A 26,391-nucleotide genomic window follows, 5' to 3' on the forward strand; every position below is an offset into this window, starting at 1 on the left:
CCGCGGGGCCGCCCGGCGCGTGATGCGCCCGGCGGCCCTTCTTTCTTTTACGCGTCGATCGCCGCCAGGCGCTGGGCCAGATCGGCCAGCAGGGCTTCGTGGCGAATGATGCTGAGGTGGGTGCTGCCCGCGACGTCGCGGGTATGGGCCACGGGCGCATGGGCCGACCAGTCCCTCAGTCGACCGTCGGACTGCAGGGACTCCTCGGCCAGGTAGACATGCACCGGCACATCACTGGGCGGATAGGCATAACGGGTGGCCTGCACGCGCTTGTCCAGCGTGGTCCAGAGCAGGTATTCCGCCGCGTCCTCATCGGAACCATCCAGCGGCAGCGGCTGCTCATCGATCAGCGCGTTCTCGGCGATGCAGTCGAGCTCCTGCGGGTCCATGCGGTCGATCAGCGCGCGCCAGGTGTCGGCCATGGTCGAGCGGCTGAGCCACGCCTCGATCCGTTCCCGCGCCCCAGTTCGCTCCCCGTCGGTCAGGGCGCGGCGAGCCCGCAGAGGCTCCGTTTCGAAAACATCCACCAGGCCCACGAAGTCCACCTGCACCCTGCCCTTCAGGCGCTGAACCAGTTCGTGGGCGAGGTCTCCACCGGAGGACCAGCCGAGCAGTGCGCAGCGGCCGCCCGCAGCCGTGGCGGCGATGTAGTCCGCGTACTCGCCCGCCAATGCCGGGATGGCGAACCCGCGCCACCGCTGCGCGGTGTAGACATGGCTGACAAAGGCATGCACCGGGCGGTCCGGGCCCAGCGCTTGCGCCAGGGGCTCGAACTCGCGAGTGTTGACAATCATGCCGGGCACGCAATAGAGCGGAGCGCCCTTCCCTTCGGTGAACGCCTGCCCGGCCCCGGACCGGCTGAGACGCACCGCATCGTGGCTTGTTTCAAGACCCTGCCGCAACGCATCCGCCAGCGCGCCAAGATTGACCGCCTGCATCACCGTGGGCAGCGACAGACGATCCCCACCGTGCACCGTGCGCCGCAGGCGGGTCATCAACTTGAGGCTGAGGATGGAGTCGCCGCCCAGGCCGAAGAAACTGTCACTGCGGTTGATGCTGCGGGCATCGATTCCGAGCAGGTCGGCCCAGAGCGCAGCGATCGCCTGCTCGGCGGGGTCACGCGGCGCTGTACGACCGGTGCCGCAGTCACCATCGCCGCCGCCACTGCCACCACCGAGGCCGACGCCGCCGCCGCCATGTTCGTGCGCGTCGTGCAGGCCGTTCGAGTCGTTCCCTGCGTCACCAGCCTTCCCAAAGCTAGCCGGAGTGGCTTCGCCAGCGCACATGTCCGCTCGCAAGTCTGCACGCATATGCACATCCGAGCGCCTGTCCGGACGCGGCAGCGAATGACGGTCCACCTTGCCGTTGGCATTCAGCGGGAGCGCAGCCAGCGGCACGATGACTGCGGGAACCAGGTGGGCAGGCAGCGTCTGCTGCCAATGCGCCCGCAAGGCCGGGACATCCAACGGCTGGCCCTGAGCCGGAACCACATAGGCCCACAGTTCGGCCGCCCCCTGCTCATGGCGTCCGGCCAGCACATATGCATCGGCCACCTGCGGTGATTCACGCAGCAGGGCCTGCACTTCACCGGGCTCGACGCGGTAGCCGCGAATCTTCACCTGGTCGTCCTGGCGGCCCAGGAAGCGCAGTGCACCGTCGTTGTCGAGGCGGACCTTGTCTCCCGTTCGGTACAGCCGCTCGCCGTGTTGGAACGGCGAGGCGATGAAGCGGCCGGCCGTCTGGCCGGGCTGCCCGCCATAACCGCGCGCCACGCCGGGACCGCCCATATAGAGTTCCCCCGTCATGCCCGGCTGGACTACTTGCAGGTCGGCGTCCAACACATACGCCTGCATGTTCGGCAGCGGCCGGCCCAGCGCAAGGCCGGCGGGAATGGGCGACGCGGCCGGGAGGTCCTGGGTCAGCACACCCACCGTGGTCTCGGTCGGGCCGTAGTGGTTGAGGATGCGCAGGTCCGGCCGCAACTGGCGAATCTGGTTCAGCAACACCTCATCGGCAGACTCCCCGCCGACGATCAGGAGGCGAGCCGGCAGAACATCCGCGGCCTGGCCCGCATTCAGCAGACCGCGCAGATGGCTGGGAACGATCTTGAGCGCGTCCGCCTGGCTGTGGCGCATGCGCCGGGCAAAGGCATCGGGATCAAAGGCCTCGCTGTGGTCCATGAGGTGCAGGGCCCCACCGTTGCACAGCGCACCGAACAGCGAAGTGTGGCCGAGATCGGCAGCCACCGTGGACACCATGGCGAAGCTGGCACCGGCCGGCAGTGCCAGCCGTGTGAACAAGCCCTGCACATAGTTGGCCAGGGCGCCGTGGCTCACCACCACACCCTTCGGGCGACCCGTGGAGCCGGAGGTGAAGATGACGTAGGCCGCCTGGTCCGGATGGACCCCACCCTCGGTCTGCGGCACTCTGCGCACGGCGTGTGGGCTCGACGGGTCGGCCGCATTAGTCGCATTAGTCGCATTATTCGCATTAATCGCATCAGGCGCGAACGACAGCGCCAGCACCGGCAGCGCGCCGGCCCAATCGGGCCTGTTGCCGCCAGCAGTGCTTTCAGCGCTCTCGGGGCTCTCGGGGCTGTGCGCCATGGGTGCAGCGCGTGCCAGGCGCGTGGCGTGAGTGGCGCGGTCATCGCTGGCGCGCTCCTGTGCCGCCCCGGGGGCCACAAGCAGCGCGCAGGCTTGGGATTCATTCAGCAGTTGCGCCAGCCGCGTCGGTGGCGCGCTGGGGTCCAGCGGCACAAAGGCCGCACCGGCCTTGAGCGTGGCCAGCATGGCCAACACAAAGGCAGGGGAACGCTCCATGCAGATGGCCACACGCTCGTCCGGACCGATGCCCAACGACCGCAGCGCCTGCGCCCAGCGTTGCGCCGCCTCCTCCAGTTCGGCATAGCTGTAGCGCTCGTCACCTTGTGTCAGGGCAACCGCATCGGGGCGTTGAGTGGCAGATGCCTTGAACAGCGACAACACGCTGGTGGCCGGCCAGAGACGGGTCTCTGGCTCAAGGACAGAGCCCTCACCGGGCAGCGTCAGAAGATCAATCGGCCGCTGAGGAGCCGCAGCAGCCTGCACCGCCAAGGCCTGGAAGCCCGCCACCATGCGGGCGATCGTCTGCGCATCAAACAGCGCGGTGGCATAAGCCAGGTCAAACGCCAGCCCCTCGCCATCCACCACCACATCCAGGCTCAGGTCGAAATGCACCTCGTCGACCAGGATGCCGCGCGCCTCCACCTGCAGGGCCGGTCCAGCGCCCATGAATGTGCTGGCGGACTGCTGCGCACACTTGATCTGGAAGAAGGGATGCAGCCCCGGCTGCCGCGCCACGGCGAGGTGCTCCACCAGAAGGTCCAGCGGGAGGTCTGCATGCCGCTTGGCGTCCAGCAGACCGTCGCGCACCTGCAGCAGCAGCGGCAGGAAACCGGCCCGCGGGTCCACCCGCACGCGCAATGGCAGCACGTTGGTGAAATGCCCCACCACACCGTCCAGTTCCTCCCGCCCCCGGTTCACCGTGGGCAGGCCGATGCAGATGTCCCGCTCGCCGCAGAAGGCCGCCACCCACAGGTTCAGCAGCGCCACCGTGACCATGTAGGGCGAGGCAGCATGCTGGCGGGCCAGGGCCAGCAGAGCAGCACTGGTGGCCGCCTCCAGCCTGAAGGACTGGAGTGCCCCTTGCGCGCCCACATGCCGACCCCGTGGACGATCCAGTGGGAGTTCCGTCGCGAGGGGAAGGCCCGCGAGCTGGCCTTGCCACCAGGCCAACTGACGCGCCTGTTCACCGGCTTCCAGCCAGTGATGCTGCCAGGCGGCATAGTCCGCATAGTCGATCGGCAGCGCCGGCCGCGCGCCCAGGGCGCCGGGCACCTGCAGGTCGGCCACCAGCTCGGCCATCAGCAGGTCCACCGAACTGCCGTCGGCGGCGATGTGATGGACGCCCAGCAACAGCGCCAGCACGCCATCGATGAAGGTGTGCAGCTCGGCGCGGAACACCACGCCCTGCTCCAGGTCGAACGGCTGGCGGGCAAAGGCTTGCTCGCGTTGGGATAGAACCTCGTCCTGTTCCTGGTGCGGGGTCGCCCAATCCACGCGGCGCCAGTCCAGCGTGGCGTCCGGGCGGACGCGTTGCACCGGTTGCCCGTCGGCATCCAGCCCAAAGGCGGTGCGCAGCGCCGGATGTCGCTCCACCAGCCGGCGCACGCCCGCCTCCACCTGGGCCGGCGTGATGCCCCCGGCTGGCGCGGCGGAGTGCGCGCCAGGTTGCGGACCCACCGGCGTTGCGATGGGCGTTGCGATTGGCGTTCCGTTTGGCGTCTCGGCTGGCGTCTCGGCTGGCGTCCCCCCGGCCGTTTCGAATGCTGCCCCAGCGGGCAAGCCGCGCAGCGTGAGGCGGCCGGCGAGGTTGTAGGCCGGCGACTGCGGCGCCACCTGCCAGGCCAGCCACAGGCCACGCTGCGCGCGCGCCAGCGGCGCGTCCTGCGCCGGGTCACGCGCAACGATGGGCAGCGCGGCAAAGTCCAGCCCTTCGCCCTGCAGACGCTCCAGGAAGATCTTTCGCTTGGGGGCGCTCAGACGCGCGAAGCGTTGGGCCAGGGAAGCAAACTCCGCATTCATGATCAGTCCTGTGTTTCCAAGTCGTCCATCAGCGCCGCCAGACGCCCCGCGCTGGCACTGGCTGCGGCCGCACGTTCACTGCCCTCGCCGCCCGCCGAGTCAGCGCCATTCGCCGCCAGCCAGGCGGCCAGCTGCGCCAGCCGGGGGTGATCGAACACCACCCGCAGCGCCACCTCCATCGCCAGCTGCTGGCGCAGCCGGGTGACCAGGCGCACCGCCAGCAGCGAGTGGCCGCCGAGTTCAAAGAAGTGGTCCTGGCGTGTGACCAGTGGCAGCCCCAGCACCTCGCACCACAGGGTGGCCAGAGCGGTTTCCAGCGGTCCCTGTGGCGGCTCGCCCGCCGGCCTGTGCCATTGATCCGGGGCCGGCAAGGCCTTGCGGTCGATCTTTCCGTTGGCATTCAGGGGCAAGGCCGGCAGCACGATCACGGCGGCCGGCAGCATGTAGTCGGGGAGCAGCTGCGCCAACCGGGCGCGCAGGGCCGCCCCGTCCAGCACCGCGCCGGGCCGTAGGGACACATAGGCCAGCAGCCGGGCCTCGCTGCCCGTGCGGTCGGCCACCACCACCGCCGCCTGGGCCTCCGGTTGTGCCAGCAATTGGGCCTCGATCTCGCCCAGCTCGATCCGGAAGCCACGGATCTTCACCTGGTGGTCCACGCGACCCAGGTATTCCAGCTGTCCGTCGCGATTCCAGCGCACCAGGTCGCCAGTGCGGTACAGGCGCCCCCCCGTGCTGCTGAAGGGGTCAGCGACAAAACGTTCGGCGCTCAGGCCTGGACGCCGCCAATACCCCTGGGCCAGCAAGTCGCCACCAATGCACAGCTCGCCCACCGCGCCTACCGGTTGACGGTTGAGGTCGGGGTCCACCACACACAGGTCACGACCGGGCAACGGCCGACCAATGGGGACCTGAGAAGGAAAACCCTGTGCGTCCGGATCCGTGGCCGTGCAATCCAGCATGGTGGCCGTCACCGCAGCCTCTGTCGGCCCGTAGCCATTGACGAGCGCCACACCCCGAAGCCCTGCCGCGGACCAGGCCCGCAGGCCTTCCGGCGGCATGGCCTCTCCACCCACATGCACCTGGCGCAGTGCGCCGTAATCCCGCAGGCCCAGGCGTGCGAAATCCTGCAGCAGCAACAGCCAGTAGGCCGTGCTCAGGTCTGCCACGGTAATGCCATGCTGATGCAGGCGCTGGTGGAAGGTCTGGCTGTCCCACAGCACGGGTCCACGCAGCACGATGGCCGCGCCAGCCACCAGCGGCGCGAACAACTGCTCCACAAAGGCATCGAAGTTCAGCGTGGCGAACTGCAGCACACGGTCGTTTTCATGCAGGCCGAAAAATGCCTCGGCCACGCGCGCCTGATGCGCCAGCACCCGATGCGGGATGCCAACGCCTTTGGGCCGGCCGGTGGAGCCCGAGGTGTAGATCAGGTAGGCCAATTGTTCGCCATGGATGGCGATCGCCGGCGGCGTCACGGGCAGCATGCGCAGGTCCGCCTCATCCAGCAGGATGGTGCGCACCCCGGCAGGGATGGCGAGGCGGTTGGACACCGCCCGCTGGCTCAGCAGCAGGCCCAGCGCGCTGTCCTCCATCATGTCGGCCAGCCGTGCCGCCGGGTAGTCCGGGTCCAGCGGCACATAGGTGCCACCGGCGGTCAGCGTCGCCAGCACGGCCACGATCATGTCCGCGGACCGCTCCACGGCAATGCCGACCCGCCCGCCACGCGACAGACCCTGGCTCACCAGATGATGGGCCAGTTGGTTCACACGCTCGCTCAAGGCCGCGTAGCTCAAGGTCTGCTGCTCGACGATCAGGGCTGGCGCCTCCGGCCGCTGACGGGCATGACGGCTCAGGGCATGGTGAACCCAGGCATCCGGCCCCACCGGCACTGCGGCGCCCTGCGACAGCGATGCCAGCTGCGTGACGTCCTCCGCGCTGGCCACCGCCACGCACCCCAGTGGCTTGGCGGGCTGCGCAGCCAGGGCCTGCAGCACCTGGACAAAACAGCGCACCAGCGCCGCCACGCCAGCGGCGTCGAACAGCGCGTGTTCATAGCCGAAGTCCAGGGACAGGGACTGGTCCAGATAGACCGACAAGGTCATGGGATAGTTCGCGTCATCCTGATTGCGCAGTTGGCTGAACTGAAGCCCGCCGGGTGCCGCCTGGCGCAGTGCGGCGTCGATCGGATAGTTCTCGAACACCACCAGGCTGTCGAACAGTGGCTGGCCCCCGTTGCCGGCCCAGCGTTGAACTTCATACAGCGGTGTCTGCTCGTGCTCGCGGGCCGCCGCGCTGTCCGCCTGGATTCCGCGCAGCCAGTCGCCCACCAGTTGCTCCGATGGCAGAGGCACCACCTGGGCCAGTGTGTTGATGAACAGGCCCAGGATCTGCTCGGCGCCAGGAAGCTCGGGAGGCCGCCCTGAGACCGTGGTGCCAAAGACCGCCACCGGCTGCCCCGTGCAACGGGCCAGCAGCAGGGCCCAGGCACCTTGCACCAGGGTGTTGACGGTCACGCGCTGCGCCCGCGCGGCCGCGCCGAGTTGACGGGTGGCCTCCGGGTCCAGCTGATGACGATGGTGGACGATGCCGGCGGCGCCGTTCACCGGCTTGGGCAGTGCCTGCCCCAGCAGACAGGGGCCCGTCAGGCGGGCCAGTTGGGCGCGCCAGAAGGTCTCGTCGGCCTGGGCATCGCGTGTCTGCAAACGGCGAATGTGATCACGGTATCGGCTGGCGGGTGCCTGCACCGGCTGGCCGTCATAACGCCGCAGCACCTCGCCCATCAGGCTGGATGCGCTCCAGCCGTCCAGCAGCAGATGGTGGCTGGTCCAGATCAGGTGATGCCTCCGCTCACCGGTACGCACCAGCAGCAAGCGCAACAGCGGCGGGTGGCGAAGGTCCAGGCCGGTGGCCAGGGCCTCGCGGGCGCGGGCATCCAGCGCTGCCGGCAAGTCCGGCTGGCCGCGCCAGTCCAGCAACGCCAGTGGCACCTCCGCGGTGCGCGCCACCCATTGCAGAAGCTGGTCGCCATCGGCCACAAAACCGGTCCGAAGGACCTCGTGCGCATCGATCACAGCCTGCCAGGCCTGGCGGAAGCGGGCCGGGTCCAGCCCGTCCACGTCCACCCGCATCTGGGTCATGTACTGCCCGGCCTGCGGGTCGGCCAGCACATGGAACAGCATGCCGGACTGCATCGGGGACAAGGGATACAGGTCCTCCAGTTGGGCCACAGGGACCGGCAAGGCGTCCAGTTGCGCCTGGGTGACACCGGCCAGTGGCACGTCCGACGGCGTGAGCCCCGCCACGCCGGAACAGCAATGCGTCACCAGTGTCTGCAGTTCGGACTTGAAGCGGTCCACCCACTGCTGGACGGTCGCCGCCTCGTAGCGGTGGCGGCTGTAACTGATGCGCAAGGCGAGTTCGCCCGCCAGCACCTGGCCGTTGATCGCGAACTCGTGGGCCTGACCAGCCGCTTCATGCAAGGGCGTGCCGGCGCTCTCGGTGGCCATGCGCCAGGCGCTGTGGCCGAAACCGCTGTCCACCTGGCCCAGGTAGTTGAAGACGACCTGGGCTCGCGGCAGCGCCGCCATCTCACGCTGCTGGGTTTCGTTGCCCATCCAGCGCAGCAGCCCATGGCCGAGACCGCGTTGCGGCACCTGGCGAAGCGCCTCCTTGACCCGCTTCACGGCGGCCCCTGGCTCGCCGAGCGGGTCCAGCCCCAGCGGGAAGACGCTGGTGAACCAGCCCACCGTGCGGGAGACGTCGAGATCAGCGACGCCATCTTCTCGGCCGTGCCCCTCAAGGTCCACCAGCAGCCGCGGCTGGCCTGTCCAGGCACACAGGGCTCGGCCCAGGGCGGTCAGCAGCAGGTCGTTCACCTGGGTGCGGTAGGCCGCAGGGGCGCGCTTGAGCAACTGTTCGGTGGTGGCCGCGTCCAGCCGCAGTTCGATGCTGTCCAGGCTGGCCAGGGTGCGATCACCGTCGGCCTGATCGCAGGGCAGCGCGGTGGGCACGTCCCGGTGGGCTTGCTGCCAATAGGCGACTTCGCCGTCCAGCGCCGCCGTGTGACGTTGCAGCGCTTCGGCCCAGGCCTTGAAAGAGGCCGTCTTGGGCGGCAGCACCACCGGCTGCCCCTTCAGGCGCTGGTGGTAGGCCACCTGCAGGTCTTCCAGCAGCACTCGCCAGGACACGCCGTCCACCACGAGGTGGTGCACCACCAGCAGGAGGCGCCAGGTCCCGTCCGCCATCTCCACCCCCAGCGCGCGCATCAACGGGCCGTGGTTCAGGTCCAGGCTGCGCTGCACCTCGTCGCACAAGGCGGTGAGCGTCGCGGCATCGAGCGCCCGGCGCCACCAGAGCCATTCACGGCGTTCGGCCGCGGGCACATCGGCGTAGTACTGGGCCCAGGTGCCTTCCCGATATCGCAGGCGAAGGCCGTCATGGTGGTCGTGCACCGCTTCCAGCGCTTCTTGCAGGGCCCCTCGCACCAGTGGCTCCGCGCTGTGCAGCAGCACGGCCTGGTTCCAGTGATGGCGGCCTTCCGCCACCGTGGCGAAGAAGTCCGCCTGAATGGGCAGCAGCGGCACCGCGCCGGTAGCGGGCACCGCCTGCAGCGCGGCCTGGCCGGCCTCACCATCGGCCGCCACGGGCCTGGCCACCAGTGCGAGGCTGGCGATGGTCTGGTGCTCAAACAGCTGCCGGGGCGTGAGCCGCCAACCTGCGCGGCGGATCCGGGCGACCGCCTGCAGGCTCAGGATGGAATCACCGCCCAGCTCGAAGAAGTTGTCGTGCCGGCTCAGGTGCGGCACGTTCAGGAGTTCGGCCCACACGGCTGCCAATGCCCGCTCCACCTCGCCTTCCGGCTCGGCATGGGTGCGGCTGCTGGAGAGCGTGGGCGCCGGCAAGGCGTCCCGGTCCAGCTTGCCGTTGACGGTGCGCGGCAGCACCGCCAGCAGCACCATCGCGGCAGGCACCATGTGCTCGGGCAGCTCACCGGCCAGCCGGGCGCGCAGCGCCTCCGGCGTCACCGGCCGGTCCGGATTCAAGGAGACGTAGGCCAGCAGCCGGGCGCCGGAAGCACCCTGCCCGGCCACCACTGCCGCATCGGCGACTTCAGGCTGGCGCCGCAGCACCGCCTCGATTTCTCCGGGCTCGATGCGAAAGCCCAGGATCTTCAGCTGCTGATCGATGCGGCCCAGGTATTCCAACTGACCATCCTCACGCCAGCGCACCAGGTCGCCGGTGCGATAGAGTCGGCCGCCCGCGCCGTCGAAGGGGTCCGCCACAAAGCGCTCTGCGCTCAAGCCGGGCCGCCCCAGGTATGCACGCGCCAGGCCCATGCCGCCCAGGTACAGCTCACCCGGCAGGCCGGGTGGGAGCAGGCAGAGGTCGGCGTCCAGCACCAGCGCCTTGCGGTCACCCACGGGGCGACCGATCGGGGCGTAGGCACAGTCCACCTCGGTGCCGCCCGGCACCTTCCACAGCACCGGCGTGACCACCGCTTCGGTAGGGCCGTAGCCGTTGATCAGCGTACGTGGGGCGAGGCGGTCGCTGACCAGCGTCAGGCCGGCACGCGGCATGGCCTCGCCGCCAAAGGACAGCAGCTGGAGCGCCGGCACCGCGCCTGGCGTGGCCTCGGTGGCCAGGGCCTGCAGATAGGCCGGCGGAAACCCCGCATTGGTGACGCGGTGCTCGCGCAATGCGGCCAGCGTCTGGTCCGGCGTCCAGAGCGCGGCGTCCCGCAGCACGACACTGGCACCGCAGGTGAGCACCGTGAACAGGCGCTCCTGCGCACCGTCGAAGGAGAAGGACAGGAAGTGCAGCTCGCGGGAGTGCGCGTCCATGTCGTAGAGCGTGGCCGTCTCCTGGCAGTGCATGCTGAACGGCGCATGGGCCACAGCCACCCCCTTGGGGCGGCCGGTGGAGCCGGAGGTGTAGATGACATAGGCCAGTTGGTCGCCATGGACCGCTTCGGTCGGGTTGGTGTCCGGCGCCTGGGTGAGATCCAGCTCGTCCAGCAGAATTCGGCGGATGGGGCCGCGCTTCTCGCCGCTTTGCCCGTTTCGCTGGAGCGCTTCCCCCGCCTCCAGCCAATCGCCGAGCCCGGACGCCGTCAGCAGCCACTCGATGCCACTGTCCTCCACCATCAAGGCCAACCGCTGAGGCGGATAGGCCGGATCCATGGGGACATAGGCCCCACCCGCCTTCACCACGGCAAGCAAGGCGGTCACCAGACTGGCCGAGCGGTCCAGCAACACACCCACACGGGTCTCGGGACCCACGCCCAGCGTACGCAGATGGTGGGCGAGCTGGTTGGCCCGGCGGTTCAAGGCGTCGTAGGTGAGACGGGTGTCGCCCACAATGAGCGCGTCGGCGTCGGGCGCGCGAAGAACGTGCGCCTCGAACAGCCGGTGCACGGCGGTGGTCGTCGCCTGCCAGGCCGGCCCCACGCCCCAGTCACGCAACAACCGTTGCTCGGTTTCACCGGGCAGCATCACGTCGCAGAGCGGCATTTCGGGCGACGTCGCCAGCGCCTGCAGAAGCTGCAGGTAATGCCCTGCCAGCCGCTCGATGCTCGCCGGCCTGAAGAGTTCCGCAGCATAGGAGAAGGTGGCGCTGGCCTCGCCATCGGCCGTCTCCACGATGTCCAGCACCAGCTCGAACTGCGCGGCCTGCGCCGGGATGGGGTAGTCGGTGAGCGTCAGACCGGGCAGCGTCTGCAGCGCGGCCATGTTGCGGTGCTGGTGGTTGAACATCACCTGGAAGAGCGGGGCCGTGGTGAGGCTGCGTTCCGGCTGCAGCGCTTCCACCAGATGCTCAAACGGCAGGTCCTGATGCGTCTGGGCGCCCAGCACTGCTTCGCGGGTGGCGTGCAACACATCGCCCAGCCGCGCCTGCGCTGTCAGGCGGTTGCGCAGCACCTGGGTATTCACAAACAGTCCCACCACACCGGCGGTCTCGGCGCGGTGGCGATTGGCGATGGGGACGCCCACGCGGATGTCCGGCTGCCCGGTGTAGCGATGCAGCAGCGCCTGGTAGCCCGCCAGCAAGGCCATGAAGAGCGTGGCCTCGGAAGCCCGCGCGCGGCTGCGCAGCCCGTCCAGCAGCGGGCGCGGGAGCGGCAGGGTCAGCGAGGCGGACTGATAGCGGGCATCCGCCCGGCGTGGGCTGTCCGTCGGCAGTTGCAGCACGGGCTGCACCTGCCCAGGCTGGCCAGCGTGGCCCAGGTGCGAGAGCCAATAGTCCAGTTGGCGCGCCTTGCCACCGGCTGCCAGCCAGGCGCGTTGCCAGGCCGCGTAATCGGCATAACGCAGCGCGGGCGTCCATTCATTTGCGCCCGCCTCCTTCAGCACCCGCTCACGGTACGCTTGAGCGAACTCGTTCACGATCAGCTGGACCGACCAGCCATCGGAGACGATGTGGTGCATCACCACCACCAGCACATGCTCGTCCTGCGCCAAGCGGATCAGACCGATGCGCAGCAACGGCCCCTGGGTCAGGTCAAACGGTGTCGCAGACAGTTGCTGAATGGCCGCGGAGGCGTCCATGCCAGGGGTCTCGCCGAGATCGATGCAGGTCAGGTCCACCTGACCCGGCGGCAACACCACCGGCTGCGCCAGGCCGTCCCCATCGGGTTGAAAGACGGTTCGCAGCGCCTCATGACGCGCAGTGAGCGCCGTGAAGCTGGACCGTATGGCCTCGACATCCACCGGGCCCTGCAGCCGAACCGCACCCGCCACGTGGTACGCACTGCTGCCGGGATCCATGCGCCACAGGAACCACTGGCGCTGCTGCGCGTGTGAGAGCGGCGCGGGCTGACCCGCCGGCATCGGCACGATGGGCAGGCTCGCAAAGTTCAGCCCTTGGGCCTCCATCGCCTGGATGAAGGCCGCCTGCCGGTCGGCGGGCAACCGCGAAAAACGCTCGGCGATGTCGCGCTTCTTCTGTTCCATCAGGACTCCAGCATTTCCAGGGACGCCATCAGGCGATCCATCTCGTCCAGCTCACCGGCCGCCGCCGGCTGCAGCGCCGCCAGCGCAGTAGCTTGCGCGGCCACGGTTCTCAATTCAAAGAAGCGGCGCAGCGCCAGGCGGACACCCAGGTGCGCCTCTGCCCTCGCCTGCACCTGTACAACGGCGAGCGAGTGGCCGCCCAGCTCAAAGAAATCGGCCTCCCGGCTCACCAGACCCGGCGGGACGATCCCCAGCACCTCGGCCCAAATGCCCGCCAGCGCGGTTTCCACCGGCCCTTGCGGCGGCTCGCCGCCGGGCGCAACACCGGCCTGCGGCATGGGCAGGGCCCGACGGTCCAGCTTGCCGTTGGCATTCAGCGGCAGGCGCTCCAGCACCTGCAGGGCCGCCGGCACCATGTGCTCCGGCAGCACCCCAGCCAGCCCGTGACGCAAAGCGTCCACGCTGACGGCCTGGCCGGACTGCGGCACCACAAAGGCCACCAGCCGAGCCCCGGCGGGCGCCTGGTCCACCAGGACGGCGGCTTCTCGAACACCGGACTGCGCCAGCAACTGGGCTTCAATCTCGCCCAGCTCGATGCGAAAGCCACGGATCTTGACCTGCTCGTCGATACGGCCCAGATATTCGATCTCGCCATCGGCGCGCCAGCGTGCCAGGTCACCCGTGCGGTACATCCGTCCGCCGCCGGCATCGTCCGGATCGGCCACAAAGCGTGCCGCCGTCAATGCCGGACGGCGCAGATAACCGCGCGCGAGCCCCGCTCCAGTCACGTGCAGCTCACCGGGAACGCCGATAGGCACGGGCTGGAGTTCACTGTCCAGGATGCGAAGACCCAGATCCGGCAACGCCTGGCCGATCGGGCTGCCACCATCTTCCAGATCGGCCGCCTCAAGGCGCCGCCACGTTACATGCACCGTGGTTTCGGTGATGCCATACATGTTGATCAGGGCCGGACGTGCCAGCCCGAAACGCTGCACCCAGGGCTGCAGGCTGCGCGGCTCCAGCGCCTCGCCGCCAAAGATCACATGACGCAAGGCCAGGTCCTCCGGTGCCACCCCGCTGCCTTCCTGCACCGCCACGTGCATCAGCTGCTTGAAGGCGGAGGGCGTCTGGTTGAGCACCGTCACCCGCTGGGCCTTGAGCAAGGCCAGGAAGTCGCGCGGCGAGCGGCTGACCAGATGCGGCACGATGACCACACGGCCACCCCAGCACAAGGCGCCAAACAGTTCCCACACCGAGAAGTCGAATGCGTAGGAATGGAACAGCGTCCAGACATCCTTCGGGCCGAAGTCGAAGCGCTGCGCACTGGCATCCAGCAGCCGCACCACATTCCGGTGAGTCAGCTGCGCGCCCTTGGGGCGGCCGGTGGAACCCGAGGTGTAGATCACGTAGGCGAGTTGATCCGCAGACGCCGGCAGCGCCGGGTCCGTGTCCAGCTCATCGGCCAGGGTCAGATCCCGGACGGATACCTGCTGCACGCTGCCCGGACGCAGCGGCAGGTCGCCGCTGGCAGTCGGGCCAGCCCACACGGCCGTCATGACATCAACGTCCCCATCCGTCAGCACCAGCGCCATGCCGCTGTCCTGCACCATGTACGCCAACCGATCGGCTGGATAGGCGGGATCGAGCGGCACATAGGCCGCACCGGCCTTCAGGATGGCGAGCATGCCCACCACCATCTCGAACGAACGCTGCACAGCGAGACCGACGCGAGACTCAGGGCCGACGCCCTGGCGGATGAGCCGATGCGCCAGCCGATTGGCGGCCCGGTTCAGTTGCCCGTAGCTCAACCGCTCCTCACCCAGCACCAGGGCCGTTGCCTCTGGCTGGTGACGGGCATGCGCCTCAAAGCGGTGGTGGAGCGCAACCTCGGAAGGACAGGTGCCTCGCCGGGCCCACGCATCCAGTTGAGCCGTTTCACTGGCGCTCAGCAGCACCACGTCACCCACCGCCACCGCCGGCGTCTCCACCAAGGCCGTCAGGAGCGCCTGGTAATGGCCCGCCAGGCGCGCGATGGTGGCGGCTTCAAACCGATGGCTGGCGTAACGGAAGCGGGCCTGCACCCGGCCGTCCGCGCCCTCCACGGTCTCCAAAGTCAACACATAGGGCGCCTGCCGTTCGCCAAAATCGATGCGGTCCACCGTCAGGCCCGGCCATTCGGTCTGGGCCTGCGGGTCCACGCGAAGATGGTTGAACAGCACCTGGAACAGCGGCGTGGCACCGCCCTGCCGAGGCGGTTTCAGGGCCTCCACCACCCGCTCGAAGGGAAGCTCCTGGTTCGCCAACGCCCCCAATGCGGCGCCTTGCACCTGCTGCAGCAGTGCACGCAGCGGCATGCGCGCATGCACGTCACTCTGCAGCACCACGGTGTTGATCAGGAACCCGACCACACCGGCCGTCTCGCTGCGCTGGCGGTTGGCCACCGGCAGGCCGGTGCGAATGCGCGACTGGCCTGTATGGCGAAAGAGCAGCGCATGCAAGGCGGTGGCCAGACACATGAACAGGGTGGCCTGGTGCTGTCGGGCCTGCTCACGCAGACCGCTGATCAGTGGCTCGGGCAGGTCAACAACCAAGGCGGCAGGCGCGCCATCGGGCGAGAGGTCCCGCACAGGGTCCGTCGGCAGTTGCAAGGGCGTGTGGTCCTCACCGAGATGTTCGCGCCAATAACGCAGCTGGCCCTGCCCCTCCGCCCCGTCCTGCCACTGGTGCTGCCAACGGGCAAAGTCCAGGAAGCGGATCTCCGGATCCTTCCACTGCGGTACCTGGCCTCGAACGGCGGCCGCATAGGCAGTGGCCAGTTCGCTGAGGAACAGCTCCACCGACCAGGCGTCCGAAATCGCGTGGTGCAGGCACAGCAGGAGGTGATGGGTCTGGGGCTGGAGGCGCAGCAGCGCGGCGCGCAACAAGGGGCCTTGAGCCAGATCGAACGCTGCGGTGCAGACCTGATGGACCGCCTGCTGGTGCGCGGCGTCACGCTCAGCCTGAGGCACCGCAACCAGGTCGATGCAGGGCAGCCCGGAGGTGGACGCCATAGCCGGCTGCAGGTGCTGGTGCAACTGCTCGTTGGCATCGGCACGCAGGACAGTCCGCAGTGCGTCGTGCCGACCAACGACCTGCGCAAAGGCCGAGCGCAAGGCCTGGACGTCCAGCGCGCCGTTGAACCCCAACCCACCCCCGACGTGATAGGCCGTGTTGGCCGGGTCCATCCGCCAGAGGAACCATTGGCCGCGTTGCGCGGCCGTGGCGGGTGCGGCGTCCGATGTGCCACGTGGAATACGGCTGGCGGCCGCAGCGGCCGGGCGACCCGCGGTGCCGCCGGCACCCGCCATCCGTTCGCGAAGGCGCTGCAACTGGTCGGCGGAAAGCCGGGAGCGGCGGTCGGTCAGGTCTTGGGAACTGCTCATGGTGCAAGGCTCATGCTGTCGTGGGGGGCCTCGGCGGCACCGTCCTGCTCGATCTCGTCCAGCAGGCGGCGCTCGATCTCATCAGCCTGCTGGGCAATGGTGGGCGCGCGGAAGAAGTCGGCCGGATGCAACTCCACGCCGTAGGTCTTGCGCACGCGGGAGAGCAGGCGGATGGCCAGCAGGGAATCCCCACCGAGATCGAACAGACTGTCGTGAGCGCCGATGGGGCTGATGCCGGTCATGTCGCTCCAGATGGCGGCGAGGCCTTCCTGAAGCAGCCCATCGGCGGCCACATAGGCCGTGGGCAGGACCGGCCGGGGCTGGCCCGACACCACCGGTGCGGCGGGCACCTGGGACTCCAGCGCGGCCAGCGCGCCCTGGTCCAGCGGTGCCAGGCGGGGCGCAAACGCCGTGGTCGACACCACCACCTGCGCCAGGCCCTCGCGTGCGAGGATGCGCTCGAACGCCTTCACGCCGCTGGCCTCGTCCAGGCCGACGCCGTCGGGAATGTCCATGTCCACCGCAATGCCCACATCGCGCCACGCATCCCAGTTCACCGAGATGACCGGCAGCCGGGTGTCCCGCCGACAGGCAACGGCCAGCGCGTCCATGTAGGCATTGGCGGCGGCGTAGTCGCTGCGGTTGAGGCCACCGATCAGGCTGGCGACGGAGGAACAGAGCAGGACGAAGTCCAACGGCTCGCCCGCCACGGCGCGCAACAGGTGCTGGCTTCCTTCACGTTTGGGCGCAAAAGCGGCCTCGATGTCCGCGCGGCTGCGCTGGCTGATGAGGCCCCGCCCCGGATGTACAACCGCATGGATCACGCCATGCACCGGGCCATGGTGGGCATGGATCTGCTCGAGTGCCGCATGCAGTTGCTGCGGCTGCGTCACGTCCGCTTCCAGCGTCAGCACCGAGGCGCCCAGGGCCTCGAGCTCGATCAACTGCCGCAGCTGGCGGCGCAAGGCCATGGGCTGGTCCTGTGCGGCGGCCAGTGCCTCCCAGCGGCCCCGGGGCGGCAACGGGGTACGAGCCAGCAGGGCCAGCCGCGCGCCCCAGTGGCGCGCCAGATATCGACTCAGCGCCAGGCCCACGCCACCCATGCCCCCGGTGATCAGGTAGACGCCGTTTTGACGAAGGCGGATTGAAGCCGGCGCCGAGGACGAGGCCGAGGCCGAAAGCGGAGCCAAGGCCAGCGATTCGGATGTCTTGCCGGAGTCAGCGGTGTGAGAGGCGTCCGAGTCCGACGTAGCGATAGCCCGGCGGGTAAACGCGGTGGCCGGCAGTGGCTCGAAGCGCCGGACCCAGCGATGAGGCCCCCGCAACGCCACAATCCATTCGTCGCCCAGCGCCGCTTCCTCCGCAATGGCCGCGGCTAACCGCTGCTCCGCCAGGTGGTGACCGGAGGGCTGCATGACATCGATCACCCGAACCTTCACCTGCGGGTACTCCTGGCCGGCCACCTTGGCCAGGCCCAGGAGTGTGGCCTTCTCCGGCGCCAGCGGCTCCACGCCGGCCACATCCTCGATGCCATCCGCCACCACCGTGAGCGAGGGAGCGTCTGCGCCCGCCAGGCCGCAACGGTCCAAGGCCTGGATCAGGGCCAGCAGGCTGAAGTACGCATCGCCGCCCGTGCCGGGGCCCGACTGTGCCCCAGCGCCCCACAGATGGAAGACCTGGCGGACCGGGGCTTCCGCTCGCACCGCATGAAGCAGCGCCACGTGGTCGTCCGACTGATCCGGACGGAGCTGGAAGACATCGGGGTCGGGATGCTTGAAGTCCTTCCCCGCCATCCCATGCATCACACGCAGGCCGCGCTGGCGAAGGTCCGCTGCCAGGGCCTGGAGCAGGCCCGTCGAGGCATCGCCCAGCAACAAGGCCACGCCGGATGCCGGGCTGGCGCCGGGGGTGGCGACGTCCAGAGGCTGGCGCTCCCATCGGGCGTGATAGAGCGAATCGGCTGCGGTCACCGCACCGTCCGCCGCGTCCGCCCCACCCGTGGGGCCCTGCCCGCTGGACGGGATCTGCACGTCTCCTTTGGAGGGCGCCGTTGCCTGCGCCTCTACCCAATACCGCCGCCGCTGGAACGGATAGGTGGGCAGCGGCACACGACGCGCGGGCTGACCGTCCTGCCAGGCCTTCCAATCGATCTCCACACCCACCGTCCAGAGCGCTGCGACGGTTCCAGCCAGTTGACGCGCATTGCGCTCATGCTGCTGCGGATGGGCCTGGCTGGACCAGATGCCGACCGCGCGCGCACGCTGCCCGTGCTGGCGGGCCAGGCCGGCCAGGGTTTCGCCCGGCCCGACTTCCAGCAGCACCCGCCCCTCGGGGGCCAACGCCTGGGCCAACCCGTCGGCAAAGCGCACGGTGCCCCGCAGGTGACGGCCCCAATAGGCGGGGCTGCAGGCTTGCTCCGCCGAGATCGGGCGGCCGGTGACGTTGGAGATGAACGGCAGTCGTGGTGCCTGCCGGGGCACCGATGCAATGGTCCGCTCCAGCGCCGCCACGATGGGATCGACCAGCGAGGAATGCGAGGCCATGGCCACATGCAGCCGGCGCGGCAGGCAGTGCACGGACAACGCCGCCTCGGCGCGCGCGATGGCCTCCACCGGCCCCGCCAGCACACACAAGCCTTCTCCGTTCACGGCGGCCAGATCGCAGCCGTCCGCCAGGAAGGGTTGCAGCGCCTGCTCGTCCAGCGGGACGGCCGTCATCGCCCCACCCTCGACGGTCTGCATCAACCGGCCCCGCTCAGCCACCACCCGCAAGGCGTCCTCCAGCGTGAACACCCCGGCCACACAGGCCGCGACATATTCGCCCAGGCTGTGGCCCAGCATCAGCGCCGGCTTCACACCCAGATGCAGCCACCATTGGGCCAATGCGTACTCGACCGCAAACAGTGCGGGCTGGGCCATCGACATCTGCGAGAGCGTCGCGTTGGCCTGTGCCTCACGCTCCGGTGGAGCGAACAGAACCTCTCGCAGGTCCAACCCTTCGTTGCGCTGGAGCAGCGCGAGGCAGTGGTCCAACTGCTGACGAAAGAAGGCACTGTGGCGATACAGCGCCGTGCCCATGCCGGCGTGTTGGGTGCCACCCCCGGGGAACAGGAACACGACCTCCGGCGCACGGCGCACCTGGGCGCTCACGGTCGGTGCTGCGAGCATGTCGGCGGCCAGTGCCGACCGGTCCGCCACCACGGCTGAACGCCAGGCAAACGCCTGGCGGCCCTGCTGCAGGGTGAACGCGACGTCAGACAGGGGCAGTGCCGGATGAGCTTGCAGATGGCTGGCCAGCCGTTGTTTCTGCTGAGACAGGGCGGCGTCGTGACGGGCCGAGAGTGGCAGTACCTGCCAGGCGTCGGCGGCTGGGGCCACCACACGGGGGGCCGGCGCCTCCTCCAGCACCACATGCACGTTGGTGCCGCCGATGCCAAAGGCGCTCACGCCGGCGCGGCGAGGTTCCTCGCCACGCAGCCAGGGGCGGGCCTCCACATTCACGCGGAATGGGCTGCCCGCAAAATCGATGCCGGGGTTGGGCTGCTGGAAGTTCAGGCTGGGCGGCAGGGTCTGGTGCTGCAGCGCCAGGGCGGTCTTGATTAGTCCGGTGACGCCGGCCGCCGCATCCAGGTGGCCGATATTGGTCTTGACCGAACCCAGCGCGCACCACGGCTCGGCCGGCGCGCTGGCGTCAGGGCCATCTCCGTCCCTGAAGGCCATGTTGAGCGCCTCGACCTCGATCGGGTCGCCCAGCGTGGTGCCGGTTCCATGGGCCTCCACATAAGCGATGCTGCGCGGCGACACACCCGCCACGGCCTGTGCAGCACGGATGGCCCCCGCCTGCCCGCTGACACTGGGCGCGGTGAAGGCCACCTTGTCAGCGCCATCGTTGTTGGCCGCACTGCCCTTGATCACGGCGTGCACTGTGTCGCCGTCTCGCAGGGCGTCTTCAAGGCGTTTGAGGACCACCACCCCTGCCCCGCTGCCCAGCACGGTGCCACCGGCCCTGGCATCAAAGGCCCGGCAGTGGCCGTCTGGCGAGAAGATGGCGCCTGGCTGGTAGTGATAACCGGCCGTCTGCAAAAGATTGAGCGACACACCACCGGCCAGCGCCATGTCGCACTCGTGCCCCAGCAGGGACTGCACGGCACTGTGCACGGCTGTCAGCGAGGTGGAGCACGCCGTCTGCACCGTGACGGCCGGTCCCCGGAGATCCAGCTTGTAGGCCACACGGGTGCAAAGCGCATCGGCGATGTTGCCGCTGAGCAGCCCCAGCAGGTCGGCAATCTGGCCGCCCTGAGCCAATTGCTCACGCCCCAGCAGGTGGCGCATCAGATAGACGCTGGCGCCCGTGCCTGCATAAACGCCGATGCTGCCCGGGTAGCGCTGCGGGTCGTAGCCCGCGTGTTCCAGGGCAGCCCACGCGCATTCCAGGAAGATGCGGTGTTGCGGGTCCAGGGTCTGCGCGTCACGCGGGGTGTAGGAGAAAAATTCGGCGTCAAAGAGGTCCACGCCGTCGAACGGCACGCCCGCCTTAACGTAGTGCGGGTCGGCCAGCACCTCGTCCGGGACACCCCGTTGGCGAAGTTCCTCGTCGGAATACCGGCGCACGGATTCAACGCCGTCGCGGATGTTGCGCCAGAAGGTCTCGACATCGGGGGCGTCCGGGAAGCGCCCCGACATGCCGATGATGGCGATGTCCAGGCCAGCGTCGCCGGACAGGTCCTGCGGGTCTTGAGAGGAAGGCATCAGGAAGTCCTTTCGGCGGAGCGCTTGCGGCGCAACAGGGCGTCTCGGCGGCTCGGGGCGGCATCGCTGGCGCCATGGATGGGGTGGGTATCCGTCGCAACGTCCCCTGCCCCGTGCCCGTGGCCATCACCACCCGCGAGCGGACGCTGCGCCAGCCGCAGGTGGCGAGCCAGGGCTTCCACGTTGGGGTGCTTGAAGAGGTCCACCATGCGCAGGCGGGCCTGCAGGCGGTCCTCCAGCAGGCGGTGCAAGCGGATGAGCAGCAGGGAATGGCCCCCAAGGTCGAAGAAGTTGTCCGTCAGGCCTACTTCGGGCACACCCAGTACCTCGGCGAGGATGACGGCCACGCGTTGTTCCAGATCGCCCAGCGGCTGTGCCATGGGCGAGGAGGCATCCCGGCCTGCCGCACCGGCTGCAACGGTCGGCTCCGGCAAGGCAGCACGGTCCACCTTGCCGTTGACCGTGACCGGCAAGGCATCGAGCACCACGATGGTGGCCGGCACCATGTAGTCCGGCAGGCGCTGCGCCAGTTGGTCGCGCAGCAACGCCGCGTCGAGTGTCTGCCCTGCTTGCGGCGCCACATAACCGACCAGCCGAAGACCCGCCGCACCGGCCCGAGCCAGCACCGCCGCCTGGCGCACATGTGGCTGCGCCAGCAACGCCGCTTCGATCTCGCCCGGTTCAATACGGAAACCCCGGATCTTGATCTGTTGATCTGCCCGGCCCAGATATTCCAGTTGGCCCTCGCGGTTCCAGCGCACGAGGTCTCCGGTTCGGTAGAGGCGGCCGCCGCTGGCATCAAAGGGGTCGGGAATGAAACGCTCGGCGGTGAGCCCCGGCCGCTGCAGGTAGCCGCGCGCCAGGCCACTGCCGCCCAGGTAGAGCTCACCCACCTGCCCTTGCGGGAGCAGGTTCAGCGAGGCGTCCAGCACCAGGGCCTTGCGGTCGCCCACGGGGCGCCCGATCGGTGCATAGGGAGCGTCGGGCAGCGGTGTCGAGGTCCTGGCCTTCCACAAGGTGGGCGTGACCACCGCCTCCGTCGGGCCATAGCCGTTGATCAGCACCTGCGCGGCCAGATGCGCCTGCGCCATCACCAGGCCTTCGCGGGGCATGGCCTCGCCGCCAAAAGAGTAGAGATGGACCGGCGGTGCTGCGCGTTGGGCGGCGGCGGCGTGGGCCATTTCGTGCAGGTAGACGGCAGGGAAGCCGGCGTTGGTCACGCCCTGCTGGGCGATGGCGGCAAGGGTCTCGCCCGGGGACCACAAACCCGCGTCGCGCAGGACCAGCGAGGCGCCGCAGCACAGGGCAGTGAACAGGCGTTCGTGGGCACCGTCGAAGGAAAAGGAGAGGAAGTGCAGTTCGCGCGAGCGTGCATCCATCTCATAGAGCACGGCCGTCACCACACAGTGCATGGCAAAGGGGCCATGGGCCACGGCCACGCCCTTGGGCGTACCCGTGGAGCCGGAGGTGTAGATGATGTAGGCGAGGCTGTCCGGATGGGTGGAGACATCCGGAGCGGTGACTGGCGCCTGATGGCGGGCGAGATCATCCAGGTCCAGGTCCAACATCGGAACCGAGGGCACCTGAGGCAGGCGGCGAGCCTCGTTCGCTCGCGTCAGCAACAGGCGCATGCCGCTGTCTTGGATCATCGTGCGCAGGCGGTCAGCGGGCAGCGCAGGGTCCAGCGGCACGTAGGCGCCGCCTGCCTTGAGCACGGCCAGCAGGCTCACGATGAGGGCGGGCGAGCGGTCCAGCGCCACACCGACGCGGACTTCCGGACCCACGCCCTGGGCGATCAGGCGATGCGCCAGCTGGTTGGCCTGGCGGTCCAGATCCTCGTAGCTCAGCGTCACATCACCGGCCAGGAGCGCTGGCGCCTCAGGGTGCGCCTGGGCGTGGCGCTCGAACAGCCGATGGACAGGCGCGAATGGCGTGGCGGTTCCAGGGTCCGGGCCACCCCAGTGGCGCAGGCGCCGGGTTTCGCCGTCGTCCAGCAGTGCAAGATCGCGAACGGCCGTGTCCGGTGACGCCGCCATGACCTGAAGAACCTGCTGGAAGTGGCCCGCCAGACGCGCCATGGTGTCGCGCTCAAAGAGGCCGTCGGCCCAGATCAGGGTGGCGGTGATCGCGCCGGACGCGTTTTCACGGGTCTCCAGCGCCAGTTCGAACTGCGCGTGGCCCGGAGGAACGGACAGGTCCTCCAGGGCCCATCCGGTCAGGCGTCGGGCAGCGTCGTGATTGACGTTCAGGTGGTTGAAGACGATCTGGAACGGCGTCTGCGGTGCCGCCCCACGGTCCGCGGGCAGCGAGCGCATCAGGCGGTCCAGCGGCAGGTCCTGGTGGGCCTGCGCGCCCAGCACCGTCTGTCGGACCTGCTCAAGCACCGCTCCAAGCGCCATTTGCGGCTCCACCGCCGTGCGCAGCAGCAGCGTGTTGACGAAGCAGCCGATGACCGGCTGCAGCTGCGTTGTCGGCCGGTTGGCGAAGGGCGCGCCCACGCGGATGTCCCGCTGGCCGGTGTAGCGATGCAGCAGGATCTTGAAGCTGGCCAGCAAGGCCATGAAAAGCGTGCCGTCCTGGGCCCCGGCCTGAAGACGCAGTGCGGCCATCAGGTCGGTGGGCAGGTCCACCGTCAAGGTGGCGGTGCGATGTTGCTGATCGGGCGCCCGCGGCCGGTCCGCAGGCAGCACCAGTGGAGAACTCCCCCCGTCACCCGCCCGCAGGCGATCCTGCCAGTACGCCAGTGATGCGCTGTCCCGGTTGGGGTCCTGACGTTCGTGGTGCCAGGCCGCGTAGTCACCGTACTGCAGCGGGACCGGCGGCAGCACTTCACCCCCATGGAGCGCGGCCAGCTCGTCAATCATCCCCTGCAGCGACGTGCCGTCGGCCACGATGTGGTGAACCACCATCGCCAGGAGGTGTCGGTGCTCGCCGAGCCGGAAGAGCGTGGCCCGGATGAGCGGGCCAGTGGCGAGATCAAACGGCGTGGCGATCAGCTTGCCAGCGAGCGACAGCGCGGCCTGTTCAATGCGCTCGGGATCCTGGTCGCTGCCAGGCGCCGTCTGGCTCTCGGAGCGCGCTGCCGCCGCCACCGGGGCGTCGACAGCACCCATGAGGTTGACGACCTGGAGTGTCGCGGTGCCGGGGTCCTGGGCCGCTGCTGGCATGAAGGGCATCGCCTGCACCGGTTGCACCCACTGCATCACCTGGGCATTGGCGTCCACCCGGAACACCGTGCGCAGCGCCTCGTGACGGGCCACCAAGGCCGCGAAGGCCGATTGCAGGCGTTCAGCGTCTACCACTCCCTCGATGCGCAGGATGCACGGCACGTGGTACGCGCTGCTACCGGGGTCCATGCGCCACAGGAAGTACTGCTGTTGCTGTGCGGCCGTCAGCGGCAGCGGGCCCTGGCGCAGCGTGGTGGGCAATGCAGCAATGGTCGCCTGACCTTCGCCCACAGCGGCGTGAGCCGCGAGGAGCGCCTCCGCCTGGGCCTTCAGGCGCGTGTATTCAAATAACCGGCTGGTGGGGAAGGCCACCCGCCACTGCGACCGGAGACGCTCGGCCAGTTGCACCGCCAGCAGGGAGTTGCCACCCAAGGCGAAGAAGTGCGCGTCCGGCGTCAGGGCTTGAGAAGCCGGTAGCGCCAGCACCTCGCGCCAGAGGGCGGCCAGGGTCTGTTCCGTTTCGGTCAGGGCGCGAGGGCGGGCACCTGACGGGATGCCGGAAGGGGCGCGGCGTGCCGCCCTTTCATCCCATGGGCCATCTGGAGCATCGGATGGGACGTTGACGACAGGCCCATTGAAGGCCGGGTCGACGGACTGACCGGTGAGGCTGGGCGCATTCGCGTCGATATCCGGGTGCATCAGCCAACGCCCCCGCTCCAGCAGCGCATAGGCATCCAGCGACCGTTCCGTCCAGGCCTTGCGGCAGGCGGCCCGCTGCAGCTTGCCGCTCGATGTCTTGGGCAGGCCGCCGGGATTGAGCAGCGCAATGGCCATCGGCGCCTGGCCGGCCTGCTCGCCAACCACCTCGCTCAGGAGATCCGCCAAAGCCTGCGGCGTCACCAGCTTCTGCAGCCCCCGCGAGACCTCCGCCGCGAGGCCGATGCCTTCCTCACCGTCCACCATCACGGAGAACGCCGCCACCCTGCCCTTGCGGACGGCCTCCACACCGGATTCAACGGCCCGCTCCAGGTCCTGCGGATAAACGTTGTGCCCGCGCAGGATGATCATGTCCTTGAGCCGGCCCGCCACGTAGAGCTGGCCCTCATGCACGAAGCCGAGGTCGCCCGTCCGCAGCCAGCGTTGCCCGCCACGTATCAAGAAGGTCTCGTCGCTCGCATCAGGGCGTTGCCAGTAGCCGGAGGCGATGCTGGGGCCACCGGCCCAGATCTCGCCAATGCGCCCGGCTGGAAGGGCCTGTTCTGTCGCCGGGTCCACGATACGGACTTCATGATGGCGGGGGGATCCGCCACAGGCCACCAGCATGGCGCCGTGCGCACTCGGCCGGGCCTGGCCCTGGGCCAGCTCAAGCGTGTCGAAACGGTGGGCGACCAAGCCGGTGCCGCGCACACCGCCGGTGACAAACAGCGTGGCCTCCGCCAGCCCATAACACGGGTACAACGCCTTTGCGTCAAAACCCACTGGCGCAAAGCGCTCCTCAAAGGCCTGGAGCGTGTCGTGCCGCACCGGCTCCGCGCCGGAGAAGGCCACGCGCCAGCTGGAAAGGTCCAGTTTCTCGACTTGCGTGTCACGCACGCGGTCCACACACAGGCGGTAGGCAAAGTCCGGGCCACCACTGATGGTGCCGCGATACCGCGTGATGGCCTGCAGCCAGCGTGCCGGCCGCTCCAGCACCAGGCGTGTGGGCATCAGCACCAGCGGGATGCCGCGGTGCAAGGGCTGCAGCATGCCGCCGATGAGCCCCATGTCATGAAAGAGCGGCAGCCAGGTGACGAAGACATCGTCCCTCCGCACGCCGAGACCCTCCTCAATGGCGCGCTCATTGGCCATCAGGCTGTCGTGGCTCACCATCACGCCCTTGGGGGTGGAGGTGGAGCCGGAGGTGTATTGGAGGAAAGCGATGTCGCTGCCCGACGGTTGATGCGTCCGCCACTGCGTCGCCTGACGCTCGTCGATCGCTTCCATCGTCAGCACGGTGACCCCGGAGAGCTCCTGCAAGGCGGCGCTGAACTGCTCGGCCACAGCGCGGGTCGTCAGGACACAGCAGGCCTGCGAGTCACCCACCATGCCCCGCAGCCGGGCCAGGTGTTGCTGGCGTGTGGTCTCGGGTGGAAACGCCGGTACAGCGATGAGGCCGGCGTACAGGCAGGCGAGGAAGGCCACCACATAGTGCTCGCCGTTCTCCAGCAGGATCAGCGCGCGTTCACCGGCCGTGAACTGCCGCTGCAGCGAGGCCGCCAGGGCGCGCACACGCTGGTCCAGCGCGGCGTAGGTCAGGCGCACATCCGCCTGACCGTCGTCCTGATCGCCCACGGCAACCATCGCCAGGTCGGAAGGCCGTGACGCCGCCAGGGCCTGCAGATGCTCGACAAAGTTGAGGGGCGGATGGGCGGGGTCGGCAGCAGCTGCGCGCCCGTCGGAATAGGCCATGTTCATCTTCGATCCACTCATGGAAGCCGCGT

Annotated in this window: 5 protein-coding genes; all 5 read right to left on the bottom strand. The window is 69.0% G+C overall.

The window, feature by feature from the left end; genetic code table 11:
* Positions 1 to 47 precede the first annotated feature (47 nt).
* Genes BMY53_RS26520 through BMY53_RS19695 form a run of 5 tightly spaced genes read right to left on the bottom strand, consistent with a single transcriptional unit; the run spans position 48 to position 26,380 of the window.
* Complete coding sequence (locus BMY53_RS26520) at positions 48 to 4,625, bottom strand: AMP-binding protein (protein WP_255370295.1); 4,578 nt, start codon at positions 4,623 to 4,625, stop codon at positions 48 to 50.
* Between the two features lie 2 nt (positions 4,626 to 4,627).
* Entirely contained in the window at positions 4,628 to 12,574 is a 7,947-nt protein-coding gene (locus BMY53_RS19680; RefSeq protein ID WP_092948193.1) for a non-ribosomal peptide synthetase, read from the bottom strand.
* A complete protein-coding gene (locus tag BMY53_RS19685) occupies positions 12,574 to 15,996 on the bottom strand; it encodes a non-ribosomal peptide synthetase (RefSeq protein ID WP_092948194.1) in 3,423 nt (1,140 codons plus the stop codon). Before BMY53_RS19685 ends, BMY53_RS19680 begins: the two co-directional genes overlap by 1 nt.
* Positions 15,993 to 20,744, bottom strand: coding sequence for a type I polyketide synthase (locus tag BMY53_RS19690; RefSeq protein WP_092948195.1), 4,752 nt, complete (start codon positions 20,742 to 20,744; stop codon positions 15,993 to 15,995). The genes BMY53_RS19685 and BMY53_RS19690 overlap by 4 nt, the downstream gene beginning before the upstream one ends.
* Positions 20,744 to 26,380 carry a non-ribosomal peptide synthetase gene (locus tag BMY53_RS19695; RefSeq protein ID WP_218151268.1) on the bottom strand — a complete coding sequence of 1,879 codons (5,637 nt, stop codon included), beginning with the start codon at positions 26,378 to 26,380 and terminating at the stop codon, positions 20,744 to 20,746. The genes BMY53_RS19690 and BMY53_RS19695 overlap by 1 nt, the downstream gene beginning before the upstream one ends.
* Positions 26,381 to 26,391: the final 11 nt, after the last annotated feature.

Source organism: Roseateles sp. YR242, from assembly GCF_900109745.1.
Lineage (GTDB): Bacteria > Pseudomonadota > Gammaproteobacteria > Burkholderiales > Burkholderiaceae_C > Roseateles.